Source organism: Candidatus Goldiibacteriota bacterium HGW-Goldbacteria-1 (assembly GCA_002839855.1).
Taxonomy (GTDB): Bacteria; Oederibacteriota; PGYV01; order PGYV01; family PGYV01; genus PGYV01.
On record PGYV01000004.1, the window covers coordinates 450,718 to 466,167 of the forward strand.

The 15,450-nt window shown below is 41.7% G+C and carries 8 protein-coding genes; 2 read left to right on the forward strand and 6 right to left on the reverse strand.

Annotation, left to right across the window (positions count from 1 at the left end; all coding sequences use genetic code 11):
* Positions 1-579 precede the first annotated feature (579 nt).
* Positions 580-1,191 carry a phosphohydrolase gene (locus tag CVV21_05860; protein PKL92277.1) on the forward strand — a complete coding sequence of 204 codons (612 nt, stop codon included), beginning with the start codon at positions 580-582 and terminating at the stop codon, positions 1,189-1,191.
* 292 nt (positions 1,192-1,483) lie between these two features.
* Here CVV21_05860 and CVV21_05865 read toward each other — a convergent pair whose 3' ends face one another.
* From CVV21_05865 to CVV21_05885, 5 genes are all read right to left on the reverse strand, one after another.
* Positions 1,484-3,583 carry a hypothetical protein gene (locus tag CVV21_05865; GenBank protein ID PKL92278.1) on the reverse strand — a complete coding sequence of 700 codons (2,100 nt, stop codon included), beginning with the start codon at positions 3,581-3,583 and terminating at the stop codon, positions 1,484-1,486.
* 53 nt (positions 3,584-3,636) lie between these two features.
* Positions 3,637-5,481, reverse strand: a complete 1,845-nt coding sequence (locus CVV21_05870; protein PKL92279.1) for a hypothetical protein — start codon at positions 5,479-5,481, stop codon at positions 3,637-3,639.
* Complete coding sequence (locus tag CVV21_05875; GenBank protein ID PKL92280.1) at positions 5,478-6,395, reverse strand: hypothetical protein; 918 nt, start codon at positions 6,393-6,395, stop codon at positions 5,478-5,480. Before CVV21_05875 ends, CVV21_05870 begins: the two co-directional genes overlap by 4 nt.
* Positions 6,396-6,525: 130 nt before the next feature.
* Positions 6,526-7,278: a hypothetical protein gene (locus tag CVV21_05880; protein PKL92281.1), complete on the reverse strand. Its 753-nt coding sequence runs from the start codon at positions 7,276-7,278 to the stop codon at positions 6,526-6,528.
* Positions 7,279-7,394: 116 nt separating this feature from the next.
* The gene (locus CVV21_05885; protein PKL92282.1) at positions 7,395-9,137 is read right to left on the reverse strand and encodes a hypothetical protein; all 1,743 of its coding nucleotides are present in this window, start codon (positions 9,135-9,137) and stop codon (positions 7,395-7,397) included.
* Between the two features lie 123 nt (positions 9,138-9,260).
* On the opposite strand from CVV21_05885, the gene CVV21_05890 reads away from it, so the two are divergent.
* A complete protein-coding gene (locus tag CVV21_05890) occupies positions 9,261-11,042 on the forward strand; it encodes a hypothetical protein (GenBank protein ID PKL92283.1) in 1,782 nt (593 codons plus the stop codon).
* 1 nt (position 11,043) lies between these two features.
* Here the strand turns inward: CVV21_05890 and CVV21_05895 are convergent, their stop codons facing one another.
* Entirely contained in the window at positions 11,044-15,168 is a 4,125-nt protein-coding gene (locus CVV21_05895; protein ID PKL92284.1) for a hypothetical protein, read from the reverse strand.
* Positions 15,169-15,450: the final 282 nt, after the last annotated feature.

Below are 15,450 nucleotides of genomic sequence, written 5' to 3' on the forward strand. Positions count from 1 at the left end.
AAAATCAATATGTTGATTTCCCTTGCATCCTTGCCCACAATATATTGTAGATTTACATAACTGTCAACAATAAATTTCAAAAAAAACATATATGTAGTGTTTGATATGGCAAAAACATGCCTTTTTTCCCATATATTGTGGTTTTTTTTCCTGCTTTTTGTGGAAAAACCCTGTTTTTATTGCTGTATTTTATACCATGACGTATAAAATACAGCAAATACAGGGTTTTATTGGCTTTTGTTAAAGTGTTACTTTAACCACAATTTTTACCGTTTTTTTACGGCAAACTTGTGTTTTAAACTGATAAATCCGCCCGTCAAAACCCCATGAATCTTATTTGATAATTTGCGCAAATGAGTGGATTGGGCAGATGCTTAGAAGGTCGGAAGGTCAGAAGGTCGGATGTAAGAACAAATCTATAAACAAAAACCTTCTGACCCTTCCCCTAACACTTCCGCTCGCAAACTCGCTTTAACCGACCCTCTGACCTTCCGACCTTCATATATATACTCTTTTTACGATATACAAAATCCGCGGCGTGTGTCAATATATCTTTGATAAAAATAAAGGAGGGTATACATGACAATAGAAACCGCTAAAAAAGAGTACTATGAACTGCTTAATACGGCGTTAAAACGGGAAGGCGTAAAAGAACTTGCCGCGTATCTGGAACGGCATGGCTTTTTTAAAGCGCCCGCGTCCACTAAATTTCACCTGTGCAGCGAAGGCGGGCTTTTAATTCACTCCGTGGGAGTGGCAAAAACCGCGCTTAAAATCAAGCCTGTTTTGCTTCCCTCTTACCCGGATGAATCTGTCATTTTATGCTGCCTTTTTCACGACGCCCATAAAGTGACAGACGGCTTTGGACAGGTCACATATAATAAGAATAACGGCGCCACAAAAGAACAGCAGCCCTATTTTTGGAACAAAAACCAGATGTCTTTTTCCGGCGCGCATAAAAGCCTGCTTTTGATAAATAAATTTGTGGAACTTACAAGGGAAGAAATGCAGGCCATTGCCTACCACGACGGCCCGTATGTGCCGTCTTTTGAGGATATTAAAGGAAACGTGTATCCGCTGACACACCTTATACACTTCGCGGATTTATGGTCCACCTGGGTGGATGAAAGGGGCTTGGGCGGTAATTTTGACCCGCATAAATTTTTGGATGATAAAGAGACGCTGTTTTGAAAAACTAGCAATATAAGCTATAGCGAAGAAATAAGCATAAGCATTTTAAGCATTTAAGCTATAGCGAAGAAATAAACATAAGCATTTTAAGCATTTAAACTATAGCGAAGAAATAAGCATAAGCATTTTAAGCATTTAAACTATAGCGAAGAAATAAGCATAAGCGTCTTAAGCATTTAAACTATAGCGAAGAAATAAGCATAAGCGTCTTAAGCATTTAAACTATAGCGAAACCGTATTTGTATCGCTTATGCTTAATTGCCTATAGCTTAAACCGCTATCCTTTTTTATTCTAGAAACTTGCTGAAATTTTAGTTCCTACGGATAATCCTCCAAGGTACGTGTATCCCGGATAACCGGTCATGCCTACATGAACCTTATTGTTTAAAAGGTTGTTCCCGTAAACCGTTACTGAAAAACGGTCAAGGATATGTTCAGCAACAAGGGTTAAATCAACCAGCTGTTCCTGCCAGCCGCTCCAGTATAAATCCCTTTCATCGGCGCTTTTTCCGTGATACATGTCAACAAATCCGTTCACATTTAAATTGGCAGAAATATCCTGCGTTATATACCAGTCTAATCCCAGATTGTAAACATGTTTTGGCTCGCCTGCCGGTATGGCGTTATTAATCACAGTCTCTGCATACATGTAGTTGCCGTACAATGATAATTCTTTGCCTATATTGCCGCGCGCGTTTAATTCAATTCCGTTGCTAATTGCCACGCCTTTGTTGTAATGGCCGGCGTTCATGTGAACGTGCGTAACAGGGTCTTCTGTGCCGTCATCGTACCAGGTAAGGTAATCCATAATATAATAATTAAAGCCGGTGGCTGAAATGCTTAAAGCTTTATTATTGAACATTACCTGCACGTCATGTTCCTGAATTTTTTCGGATTTCTGCGCGTGGCCAAAATATCTGCCGAACTTTTTCTGCGCCGGCGGCCTGCCATAACCCGTGTTGTACGCGTATTTTGCGGAAATTTTATCATTTATCTGGTAAACAACCGCGGCCCTTGGCATTAAATTAATTCCCATTTCCCTTAAATCGTTGTATTCGCAGCTTAGCCCGCCCACAAGCGTCAGATTATCAGTTAAATCAATATTATCTTCCAGGTAAGCCCCCACGGTATTATCAATCGCGGGTTTAAGGGTCACTACGTATAAATACCCCACATTACCCGAATCAGACATATCAGGCAGGTATTCAATACGCGTATCAGGCCCTATGTTTATCCTTGAAAATTTAATTCCGGCTAAAATCCTGTGGACATCAGCCACATTAGCGTGCAGTATGGCTTCTGTGGAAAAACCCATCTCTGTCATTGTTTCAATATCAGCCGCCACCCAGGTTACGCCTTGGGCATATGAAACAGGAATTCCCCTTTCATACATAAGGCCGTGCCCGTCAATTTTTGTAAGAATCGAAACCCCGTCAGCTAAATTATATATTCTTTCAAGTTCAAGAAACATGTGCTTCATGGCCGCATCAGTCATTTTATAATCATAATTTGTGTTCCAAAGGTACTTCTGCGCCATATACGAAACGCGACCTTTTAAAATAAAATCTCCCAGGTCCGCTTTGCTGTACAGTTCAAAACTTGGCGAATAATCCAGAAGCCTTGGCCCTTTATTTTCTTCAAGCGCCGGATTTACAAAACCGCTTTGAATCGCGTCTTTTTCACTGCCCCACTGATAAACAGTATTGCCCTCATTTTGTCCCGCGCCATAAGCATACCCGCTGCTTTCAGTGTACGTTAAAGATACCAAATAACCGCCTTTATCCAGCTTTCCGCCGGCAAGCACATTTCCTGTTATCTGGTTATTGGCTGTTGAATAATCTCCGGTATATATAATCCCATCAACTTCAGCGCCGTTTTTTGTAATAATGTTTATGATGCCAAACGTGGCATCAGACCCCCATAACGTGGAAGCCGGGCCTTTTACAACCTCTATTTTTTCCACCATGCTAAGATTTGGCATATCTATAAAGTTATATACCCCGTCCTGCATTATGTTGGTAATAGGAGAGCCGTCAATAAGAAAAAGAAACTTGTCATTCTGGTCGGATGTAAATCCTCGCGAACCCAGAAGGGAAGTTTCACGGATAGATATACGCATACCGGGAACGCGTTTTAAAATTTCCGCAAGGCTTTTAGCCCCTGATAGTTTTATGTCCTCCCTTGTGACCACATACACTATGGCCGGCGCCTTATTTATGCTTTCGCTTGTTTTTGACGCGGTTATAACTTCGGGTATTTTCATAAACCATATTTCTTCAGTTATACCCGCCACTTCAACCTGCGCTGTTTCCGTCAATTCTTCCCCAAAAACGGCAGCGCATAAAATTGTAAAGAACAAAACAGCCGCAGCTAAAACTGACAATTTCTTCATATACAGCCTCCTTTTAAATCTTAACTTATATTTATTTTATTAATACTTATGTCTCAGTCAAACGGTATTAATATTTCAAAAACAGTCCCTTTGCCCTTTCCTTCTGAATCCGCCCATATACTTCCTCCGTGCGCTTCCACTATATTTCTTGCTATATTTAACCCAAGGCCAAGTCCCTGATATTTGCGGGTGTTAATATCCTCTATCTGGTAAAACCTGTCAAATACCTTGTTAACATACTGTTTTTCCATGCCTATGCCCTGGTCTTTAATTGATATCTTGCAGCACATTTTCCCGTTTAAACCGGCGTTTAAGGCATCATCCGGCACGTTAAACTTTTCCGCCTGCCCTGTTACCACTGTAACTGTAATAGACGAATCCGCGGGAGAAAATTTCACACCATTGTTAATTACGTTTATAAACACCTGGCTTATCCTGTATTCATCCGCCTGCAGTTCTATAGAAGCGGATTCATAATTTGTTATAATCTTCAATTTCATTGCCGCCAGCATAGGTTCCATTTCTTTTACGCATTTTTCCATTACTTTTACTATATCGCTCTTTGTTTTATTTACCGCGAACGTCCCTTTTTCCATTTTTGTGATATCCACAAGGTCATTGATAAGTTTTAAGAGCCTCTCTGAATTCCTGCTTATGGATTCCAGATAATCTTTCTGAGTATCTGTAATAGGCCCTGTGGCGCCCCTTAACAGAAACGCAAGATAACCTTTTATGGAAGTAAGCGGCGTCCTAAGTTCATGTGAGACCATTGACAGAAAACTGCTTTTTAACCTGTCAAGTTCTTTAAGTTTTTTATTATTTTCTTCCAGTTCATCGGTGTACTTTTCTATTTTAAACAAAGCGTTTTTAAGGCTGTTTTCAGTCTTTTTTATACCGCTTATATTTGTTGCCGCGCAGGCGTAGCCGTTTATGGTATTATCCTTTGATTTAAGAAAAGAGGCTCCAAAAAGCACCGGTATTTTGCCGTGTTTTGAAAAACAAACGGTTTCAATATTCCCCTCAATTTCCACGGATTTTTGCATATCCAGCAGCAAAAAGTATCCGTATACAGATGTGCCCTTTAATTCATCTTCACTTAATCCTGTCAGCTCTTCCGCTGCTTCATTGGCCATTGTTATTTTTCCGTCCTTATCGGAAACTATAAGCGCTTCCGCCATTGAAGTAAATATACTTTCCATGAAATCTTTTGATACAAGGGTACTGGAAAGCTGCCCGGTCATTTTATTAAAAGCCTCGCCCAAAATACCTATTTCGTCATCTGTGTCTTCTTGTACTTTGTAGCTGAAATCCCCGTCAGCTATTTTTTTTGTCCCTTCCATAAGTTTTTGAATGGGCACTGCCACCAGTTTTTTAAGAAAATACTTACTGAAAAGCAATGCTGTTATTATGACCAGAAGGGTTATTGTAAGCCCTGAAAGAATTATCATTACAATTGCTTTTCTGCCGGCTTTCTCAGAAACGTTTATCTGAACCGTCCCAAGGGGTTCTTTTGTCCGGGTGCTGATACCAAGCATTGTTTCTTCGCTTTGTTCCTGGGCTTTTTCCCTTAATATTTCTTTTTTAAAAAGGCGGACATTGCCGGCACTTTTATCCCCGTTTTCATAAATAATCTGCCCGTAATTATCTTTAAGGACGCAAAAGACCACATCTTTATTTTTCAGAACGTCATTTACCCTTTTTTCCACTTCATCATAATTACGCACAAACAGGGAAAATTCTATATTGGAGGCAAGTTCATTTATGATAAGTTCTGCCTGTTCATTAAGCGTTTCGTCTATGTGCTTTAATTCCATAAAAACAAAACTGGCGCCCATAAGCAAGCTTAGGGTTATTATTGTTATGATAAAATAAGCGTTCAGTTTTTTATCAAGTTTCATTTTCCAAACACCTCTGCGGCTTTATCAACAGATTCTTTTGACAAATTAATTCCAAGCTCAGCGGCAACGCTAATATTCAGCGAATACAAAATTCTTCCGGATACGTCAGTTTTTCCATCAACACCTGTAAAAAACCTTTTAAAAGTAAGATGCGCGGCGTCAACTCCCACATAATAATAGTCATAGTCAAACGAAAGCACTGCGCCCGCCTTTGTGTAGAAAGATGAAAGGCCAATTACACCGAACCCGTTATCTATGCTTTCGCGGAAAAGATACTGGACAGAACCGGGGTAATAAAGTACAGAATCAGTAACCATCATATAAAGGTCAATCCTGTTCTTAATCCTGTTTAAAGCCTTTGCAAACCCTTCCCCGCTTTCTATCCTTATATTCAAAAGGGGTATACCATTTTCTTCACACGCCTTTTTAAGGCTTTTAAACTGTTTCTCGGAAGCGCCGGTGTATATTACCCCCAAAGTCCCGTGATTTGGGATTATCCCTTTTAACTTTATTACCTTATACTCTTCAGGAATATTAAATTCTATTCCCGCGGTATTATTATCGTTGTTTTCATTTTCGGAAAAAACCATACAGTGGATTATTTTTCTTTGCCCCTGAACTTCTTTGGCAAATTTCAGCGCTTTTGTGCCTATGGCAAGCAGAATTTCCGGGTTATATGAAGAAATTTTCGTTGAAAGTTCACTGTGGTTTTGGTCATTAATTATGCCGTAGGTTATAGACGCTTTTGTGTTTTTCTCTATTGTCTCTTTAAATCCGCTGTAAGCCAGTTTATACTGCTGTGCGTCAGATGAGATTATGGCGAATATTTTATCGGGATTAGCCGCCGCGATATGAAGAGACATGGCAAGAAGAATTGCGGATAATATAAGCACTTTTAGCCATATTTTCTTCATTTCGTCTCCTGAACCCACAGGTAAAAGTTAAATTAAAATGTTTCATACAGTTCATTATACCTCTTTTTCTATAATATATGTATACCATATGAATCTGTGTTTGTCAGAAGATACGCGGGCCGCTTGGGTATTATTCGGCTTCTTTTGCCGTCTCATAGCCGTATTCCCAGAAAAGCTCTTTTCTGTATTCCTGCAGCTGCGCTTTAAAATCTTCAAGCTGTTTTTGTGATATTTTAGGCCATTTAGCGCCTTTATCCAGAAGCCTTATATAAAATTGTCCGTGGTTTTCCTTTAATTTTGTGGAAAATTCCACTATATTAGGGGCGCTTCCAAACTGTTTTAAGATAAATTCCCACGGCATAAGGACAGTGTCATAAACTTTCTGCCTGTCTTTATCAATTGAATCAAAGCTGTTATATGCCAGTACAAAATTTTTATCCCACCCTTTTTCAAAACCGTCATTTACCATTACAAATACTTTTGGCAGTTCAGTGCCCGCCAGTTTTCCGGCATAAATGTATACTTTGGGTTTTCTTACATAGGCAAGGTCCACTTCTATAAAACCCCTTATTTTTTTTCCGTTTTTTACCACATCTATCATAAGAAGCTGCGGCGCTATATCCGCCCTGTCTTCAATATCTTTCTCCCTCTTTTTAACGGTATAAGGAATTATAATTTCATCTCCCGGCGTCCCGTCAATATCCGCATACATAATGAAACCAAGAGCCGCCCCGCTTTCAGGCACAAAATGTACCACAGGCGTCTGGTCTTTATCCGCGTATTTTTTTGCAATTTCGCTCTGCGCCCCTTTTATTGCAGCGTTTAATGTCACTGATAAAAGCATGAATAAAACAACCGCCGGTAATAAAAATACTTTTTTCATTTTTCACCCCGTCCTTACAGTAATATTTGTTATTCCTTATAATAATACCAAATTAAACCGCTGTCAATTGGACGTATGAATATATAATAATGATTACAGGTTACAAACCCTGCTGTTTAGAATTGCGTGCTGACAATTACCTTTAAAACCCTGCCCGGGGCCGGTATTCCTATTATCTCTTCATAATACATATTTGCCAGATTTTCGCACTTTATCACTGCGGTTACGATTTCCATAAAAGTATATGAAACCGACGCGTCAAAACCGTTATACGCGTCTTTTCTGTCATCATAACTTTTGTACATATAAGACAGATATGTAATAAATCCATAAAGTTCAAAATCCACGGAAGCAAAAAATTTGTTGCGCAGGTAATTTGCCCCGTATTTTGAAATATATGCAGATGACGCGTATGAATCCGTATATGTATGCCCCGCGCTTATGTTAAAAATGGCAAACGGCATTTTAAGCGCCGATGTCACAGAGCCGGTATTAACCCTGCCTATATTATCAACCGCCCATTTGGCATCGCTTGGGTCATTTTTGCCCCAGTCAATTAAATCCGTTGAGTATCTGTAAAGTCCTTCAACAGAAAAATGTATTGCCCCCACTTCCATATCAAATCCCGTTTTTAAGTCAAGGCTGCGTTCGGGCTTTAACGCGTCATTGCCGGCTGTATACGGGTCATTGTAATAAAGTTCAGTAAAGCTTGGATACCGCGAGCTTTCAGAGCACCCCGCATAAAGTTTTGCCACTTCCAGCCCTTTCCATTCCAGCATGGCTGAACGCAGAAAGTCAGTTTCCGCTGTGCTGTTATAACTTGTCAGCGCACCTTCCACGGACAATTTTAAATCAGCCGGCAGCGATATGGCGGCGGCTATATCCGCTTCACCCACAGCCCTATAATGATTTTTAAAACTGCTGCTTTGTATTTCTTCCCTGCGAAGCCCCGCTTTAGCCCGAACTTCAACGCTGTCATGCGGTTTTAACTGCACATCAGCATCCGCACCATACAGGGATGTGTTATGCCTGTTCTGATAATAAGAGGGATTATTATTATTCAGGATAAATTTATCGTAGTGATACCTGTAATAAGGTTTAACCGATAAAAATTCCCAAGGTTTAAGGTTCAGCGCAGCGTAACGGGTGATAAGAAATTCACGCGACGGCATATTTTTGCCGGGGGTATAAAAATCATACGCACCGTAATTTTTATCCTCGTACGCAAGCGATAAGGTATTACTGCCGTATCCGGCTTTAAAAAAAGCTGTATTTTTTGTATAGTCAGTTTCCGGCCAATAACCGTCAGAACCCGCTTTTTCCGCGCTTATTGAAGCTGTAATATCATTAACTTTTTTCGCGGCCATAACAGCGGCCGACCACGTATTATAAGAGCCGTATTCACCCCTTGTCATTACGCTGTCTTTACTGATATTGCGCGACTGCACCGATACCAGCCCCGTAAAAGCGCCAAAACCTGAAAACGGGCTTGCTGTTGTAATTACCCCTATTGATTCAATATCAAGTGAAGTTATTGGAATGTCCAGATTATAATGCCCTGTCTGCGGGTCATTTATCCTTATGCCGTCAAGCATTACGGCCGCCTGCTCATAGGTGCCGGCAGTAATCATAATATCACCCTGCATCCTGCCCAAACCCCTCTTTACAACATTAAGTTCCGTTATCCCTTTTATGGCGTCAGCCGTATCTGCCGGGTTTAAAAGTGTTAATTCATCCTGCCCTAAAACATAATTAAAATTTTTTATAGGCATGTCAGCTTCCACCATGATTTCCATCATTGAAAACGCCGGTGATGTAATACATAAGAGTAAAAAAAACAACATAAGTTTTTTTAACATTAATACCTCCAAATTTTATCCTTTATATCATATATATACCGCGGATACAAGTATACCCGGTATCTTTTAAACCTTTAATTGTTCCTGTTTGACCCCCGCCTGCTTTCATAATATACTGTATATATGAATAATCTTGATGAACTTAAAAGTTTTCTTACAGGTAATGATAACGGTATTTTTTTATATTCCGCGCCTGATACGGGCGGCACATCCTATCTTTTTACCCAGCCGCTGCGGGAAATTAAGTGTGACAATGCCGATGCTGTAAATGACGCGCTTAAAAATATTGCGGACTTTACGCAAAACGGGTATTATGCCGCGGGCTTAATGGCTTACGAAGCAGGTTACGGCCTTGAAAAAAAATTTCATAACGTAAAAAATACTTTAGAAATTCCATTTCTTGAATTCGGGGTATATAAAACGCCGTACATTTTCAAAAAACTTGATATCCTGCCTTTATTGCCATTTTATAAAGACCGGTTTTGTGTATCATCATTTGATTTTTCAGAGAATTTTAAAACTTACAAAAAAAAATTCAGCCGTATAATGAAACTTATAAATAACGGCGACACCTACCAGGTCAACCACTGCTTTAATGTTAATTTTCATTTTCAGGGAAACAGCGCTTCTTTATTTGCCGCGCTGTGCACAACCCAGCCCGTGTCTTACGCGGCTTTTATAAGGATAAAAAACAGGACAATAATATCCCTGTCACCCGAGTTATTTTTCAGTATTAAAGGCAGGCAGATTACAATGCGCCCCATGAAAGGCACTTTGCTTAAAAACAAAACCATTAAAGACCCCGTGCGCCGGTTAAAAAATGAAAAAGGTATGGCAGAAAATATAATGATAGTGGACCTTTTAAGAAATGACCTTGGCAGGATATGCGAAACAGGCAGCATAAACGCGCCTAAGCTTTTTGAAGTGGAGGAATACAGGACGCTGTACCAGATGACTTCAACTGTCCGCGGCAGGCTTAAAGGCAATGCTGATTTTAATAACATAATCACAGCGCTGTTCCCTTCGGGGTCTGTTACCGGCGCGCCAAAAATAAGCGCTATGAATATTATACATAAAACGGAAAAATCACCGCGCGGCGTATATACCGGGGCGATTGGATTTACTTCAAAAGAACATTCTGTCTTTTCAATACCAATCCGTACAATTGAGCTTGCGGATAATACAGGCAAAATGGGGATTGGCAGCGGCATTGTACATGATTCCAATGCCTTGCCGGAGTATAAGGAATGCCTTGGCAAAGCGTCTTTTTTAACGGAGCTGGAAAACAAATACCGTATAATTGAAAGCCTTCTTTTAAAAAACGGCAGGTATTTTCTGCCCAATTTACACTTAAAACGTATGAAGAAATCTGCATCTTTTTTTAAAATAAAATTCAGCGCCGGATTTTTTAGAAAAACACTTGCCGATATACGCAGAAAAAAACCGCGCGGGGAATTTAAAGTCCGCGTCATGCTTTCACCGGGCGGAAAAATATCTGCCAAAGCAGTTCGCCTTTCATCAATGGCCGGCGGAAAGACAGCCATTTCAAACCTTAAAATAGACAGTTCAAATATTTATCTTTATCACAAAACAGAAAACAGGAAATTTTATGACAGTGATTTTAATAAGTACGCCAAAAAAGGATTTGCTGATGTAATTTACCTGAATGAAAACAATGAAGTGACAGAAGCGCATTCATCCAATATATTCGCGGAGATAAAAGGTATTTTTTATACGCCCCCTGTTTCCTGCGGGCTTTTACCCGGTACTTTCAGGGAATACCTTTTAAAAAAGAACCCGTCTTTATATAAAGAACGGGTGCTTCACGCGGTTGACCTTGTAAACGCGGATAATTTATACCTTGTAAATTCCGTGCGTGGTTTCAGAAAAGTAACGCTTGTTTAAATTATTTTATGACAATTAACGTGTTAAGCTTTGAACTTGCCTTTTCCCCGGATGCTGTTTGTGCGGTGATTACATAATAATACGTCCCGTTTGAAAGCTCTGACGCTTTAACTTTATCCGCCGCTATTGTACATATCCCCGCGCCCGCGTTTTTTATATACGCTGACCTTACAAGCCTGAAAGACGCCGTGTAAATATTTACCGTCGCCCTTTTTACATTCTTTGTAAGCACACACCTGAATTTTAATTTTGACCCGTCAAGGCCAAAAGGGTTGGGGTAAGCAAGCACATCTTCCACTTTTAATGTATCTGCCTGCGGATAAGGCGTGGCAGTCAAAGTGGGAGTTATTGTGGGAATATCCGCCGCAATGGTGGCGGTTATAGTTACGGTATATGTATTTGTAATTACCGTGCGGGTAAGTGTCACAGAAGCCGTGGCTGTTATTGTCCGCGTAGCTGTAACAGTAGTTGTGGCTGTTTTTGTATGCGTAATTGTGGCCGTCAGAGTTGATGTACTCGTCATCGTAGGCGTGGATGTACTTACCGGGGTGTCTGTCACGGTTACAGTTGGCGAAACTGTAAGTGTATTTGTCTGTGTAACACTTATTGATACGGTGTACGTTGCAGTCGGGGATAAATCAGGCGTCTGCGTCTGCGTTTCTGTAATTGTAACAGTTTCTGTTACTGTGGCTGTATCTGTCTGTGTTTCCGTTATAGTGTGTGTTTCTGTGGCAGTGGGGCTTAACACTTCCGTAAAAGTGGTTGTAACGGTATGCGTAGCTGTAACAGTAGGGCTTAGCGCTTCTGTTAAGGTTATTGTTACTGTCACGGTGGGCGACGGCTGCGGATAATAAAGCGCGACATCATCTATGTATACATCAAATACTCCCGTATTTGGTATCTTCCACTGAATGTCCTTTGCCCTGTCCAGCATTAACGGTAATGACGTTCCATAAGGAATGGTTAAAGAGGAAAACGGTATCTGTACAAATGTCCAGTCAGTGGGCGGTGTGAATGAATACTGCCAGTTGTTATATGCCGGAATTTCACTGAAATTGCCCGTGACAATTGCCAGGTTTATATTTGTGGTTCCGTTTCCTTTTATATAAAACTGCACGCCTGCATATTGCGATATGTCCGTTTCTGCTTCGGCCGGAGCCAGATTTGTGCCTACACCCGCGTAGCCGCCTGTTACAATTGTACCTGACGCGTGGTAAGCTGCGCCCGGAGATGCAGGAGAACCGGAAATTTCCTTAGCGCCGGAACCCGTGCTTACCGTGTCTTTATACGTGTACCAGTAGCCGCCCCATAAATTCTGGTCGGTTATAATTTCGCAGTCGTCAATAAGGTCAGACACCGCCATCGTTGGGGTCAGCGTGATTGTGGAAGTGGCTGTTATTGTACGCGTCACAGTTGGTGAATATTCGGGAGTTATTGTAATTGTCGCCGTCGGCGTGTATTCAGAATGAAATACTTCAACTTCATACCACACCGCCTGATACGCCGGCGATATGCCAAACTGCGCAAAACCGCCCGCGTCTGTCACGGTAACTGTTGTCTTTCTTGCGCCCGTATTATCAAGCGCCCAGACTGTTGTAAACGCGGGGTCAGACGGAAGGGTGATTAATGCATTAACGCCTTCCACCATTGAAGGGGCTGTTCCCCACTGATTTCTTAATGTTACCTGCGCGCCGTGCGGAGGAGGAAAAGCAATAGGCGTATCCGGATATGTATACCAGGAATCACCGGTATTTTTCTGGCAGCCAAGCGCGGTTACAAGTATTTTCTGCGCGGAGGCAAAAGAATTGCCGTCAAGCGCGGTTAAAGCAATAGCTGAAAACGGCTGCAGCGAAGTACCCGGTGTTATTGTAACGCCGCCGGACATCATATATGTTTTGCCCGATGTGAAACCTGTAAGATACTTGGTCATATCTGTGTCTGCCGTAAACACACCCTGCAGTGCCGCGGAATTATCCCAGGAAAGTTCGCCTGTATCTGAATTTAAAATATTTCCCGACACATCAGTGGTGCCCGGCGCAATTGCCCCCGCCGGCACTATTTGCCCTTCAACAGCTATTTCAAGCCCGTGAACATACGCGGCTTTAGGGTTTTCTCCCCCGGTTTGAGCGTCCACAAGTTTCCACGCCCATGTGGATAACGTCTGGTCAATTTCCGCGGCTTTATCTATCTGCACTACTATTTTCTGCGCCGCGGGTTTTATATCGCCCCTATAAAAAGACATAACCGCTGCAGGATAAGACGCCATTTTTAAAGGATTGTTTGCCACAGCAAAATAATTGTCTATGTAATTTTTATTCCAGTTGTCATCGCCGTTGTAATCAAACGGGAACACCGCGTCCCAGTCCTGAAATGAAGCGTATGCGGATGTAATAAAAGAATGGTCGGAAGAATAAGTGCCCGGATGAGGGCTGTTTGTTTCTGTTACAAGGTGCGGCCTGTTTAAAACATTTTTTGTTGCAAGCGAAGCAATTGTGGATTCAGCCGGATAATTTACCATAGCCCTGTTGATAAGGTACCAGTTTACCGGATCCCACGGAGTCGCCGGAAACTGAGGGTGTTCCCAGTAAGAGTGCGAATCGATTGCCTGAAAATTTGCCTGAACATTTGGATTGCTGCATCCTAATATAGTCCCAAAAATTATATTATTGGCTCCAAGGGTATTTTTAATATAATCGCGCATTTCTATCCAGTAATTTTCTTCCGTATATGTTAAAAACCTGTACCAGTCTTTCGCGCCATCCTGTGTCCTGCCTGCAAAACCTTTTTTAAAATTTTCTATACCCGTTGTGTAAAGGTCCTCCCCCTCTTTTAATCCAAGAACACCGCCCTGTTTAAGCGAAATATCCGTAAACCAGTAAGACGCGCCGGATGCAAGCCCCATACCGGAAAAATTAAGCCTTGCGTCAATATCCGATGCGCCGGGAGTAAAACTGAAAGTAAAAAGCTGCCAGGCAGAAGTTAAATTTAAATTCGCGCTGAAGCCAAGATTCCCCCACGGATCGTGGTCCATTCCAAGTTCAACCGATACTGTCCTGTTGGTGTCGGCTTTGGCATAAAAAGTAATTGTGTACGGAACTCCGGCGGTCACGTTTAAATTCCCCTGATTAAACTGCACATGCCAGCCCGCGCCGCCTGCCGTTGTTACATCTATCCTTGCCGCGTTTAAACCGCCCGGCCCCGTGCCCGCTTCAACAGAACCTGTGCCGACAACACCCGGCTGCGGGTTATAAAGCCAGGGAGATAAAATACCGGATGCGAATGTCCCGTTTAAAATTATTTCCGCGCCAAGCGGCTGATTAATGACATTCCACGCGGCTTCAAGTTCTGCATGAGACGCATACCTGCTTTTAAGCCAGTTGTTCCACTGCGTGTTTAAAAGCCCTTCATAATATGGCGGAAGCGCGTCAAGCTGCGATGATAAGAACGCGTGTACAAAACCGTTTTCATTATTAATTTCAATAAAAGCAACAGCCGGCTCGTTAATATAGGCGTTGCCCGTATAAGGGTTAACGTGGGTTAAAAGGTCATACGCGAATTTTTTCTGAAGCGCTTTATTTGCAGGGTCAAAAAATCCAAGCACGGCGCGTTCTTTCCATTCTGTTATTAGATTTATATCAGCGTTAAGTTCTGTCCCCTGCGCGAAAGGCCGGGAAACTAAAAGGTTTAAATCTGTATATATTCCGTTTTGCTTAAGCTGATGAATGAAATAATCCATACGGTCAAATTTTACAGGGCTTATTGTCCTGTCAGGATTTAAAGATGTCCAGATATCAAACATGTCCATGTGATGAAATCGGACTATGTTAAAGCCGTATTTTGCAAGGCGTGCGGCCACGCCGGGCGCGTTTGCAGCAGACGGGAAATTTCCGCCAAAAGTGGTGTTTGTACCCCAGAATTTTATCCTGCCGGAATTGACATTAAAATGTCCCGCGCTGTCAACGCTTACAAACCCTTCCGCGTCAATATCGCGGTTTACAAAAGAAGACATGTCAATTATGGTGTTGGCGTCATCATTCCACGGGATGTAAAAATCAAATAATTCGCCTGCGGCATGCAGGAACGTAAAGCATGATAAAAATATAGCGGCCAGAAGCGTTTTTTTCATAAAAGCCCTTCCTTTAAGTTATTTGCCATACATCTTTATTATAACGCATGAAAAGAAAATTGGTTGCATAAAAAACCAGGAATGCTTGGATGCTTAGAGGCTTGGAGGCTTGGAGGCTTGGTAAAGACAATTACAAAATCCAAATCAACAACCGCGGGCTAAAGACCCGCGTCTGCCAGTACAAAAAAACAGCAAAAACAACCCGCCTTAAAAGGCGCGCCTGCCACTGCATACACCCAATGACAAAACAGGGGTTGGGTGTGTTTTTTCAGTGCGTGCCGC

Excerpts from the sequence above, each read along its gene's own strand:
- CVV21_05860 (PKL92277.1), top strand. The coding sequence starts at position 580 with ATGACAATAGAAACCGCTAAAAAAGAGTACTATGAACTGCTTAATACG.
- CVV21_05865 (PKL92278.1), bottom strand. The coding sequence starts at position 3,583 with ATGAAGAAATTGTCAGTTTTAGCTGCGGCTGTTTTGTTCTTTACAATT.
- CVV21_05870 (PKL92279.1), bottom strand. The coding sequence starts at position 5,481 with ATGAAACTTGATAAAAAACTGAACGCTTATTTTATCATAACAATAATA.
- CVV21_05875 (PKL92280.1), bottom strand. The coding sequence starts at position 6,395 with ATGAAGAAAATATGGCTAAAAGTGCTTATATTATCCGCAATTCTTCTT.
- CVV21_05880 (PKL92281.1), bottom strand. The coding sequence starts at position 7,278 with ATGAAAAAAGTATTTTTATTACCGGCGGTTGTTTTATTCATGCTTTTA.
- CVV21_05885 (PKL92282.1), bottom strand. The coding sequence starts at position 9,137 with ATGTTAAAAAAACTTATGTTGTTTTTTTTACTCTTATGTATTACATCA.
- CVV21_05890 (PKL92283.1), top strand. The coding sequence starts at position 9,261 with ATGAATAATCTTGATGAACTTAAAAGTTTTCTTACAGGTAATGATAAC.
- CVV21_05895 (PKL92284.1), bottom strand. The coding sequence starts at position 15,168 with ATGAAAAAAACGCTTCTGGCCGCTATATTTTTATCATGCTTTACGTTC.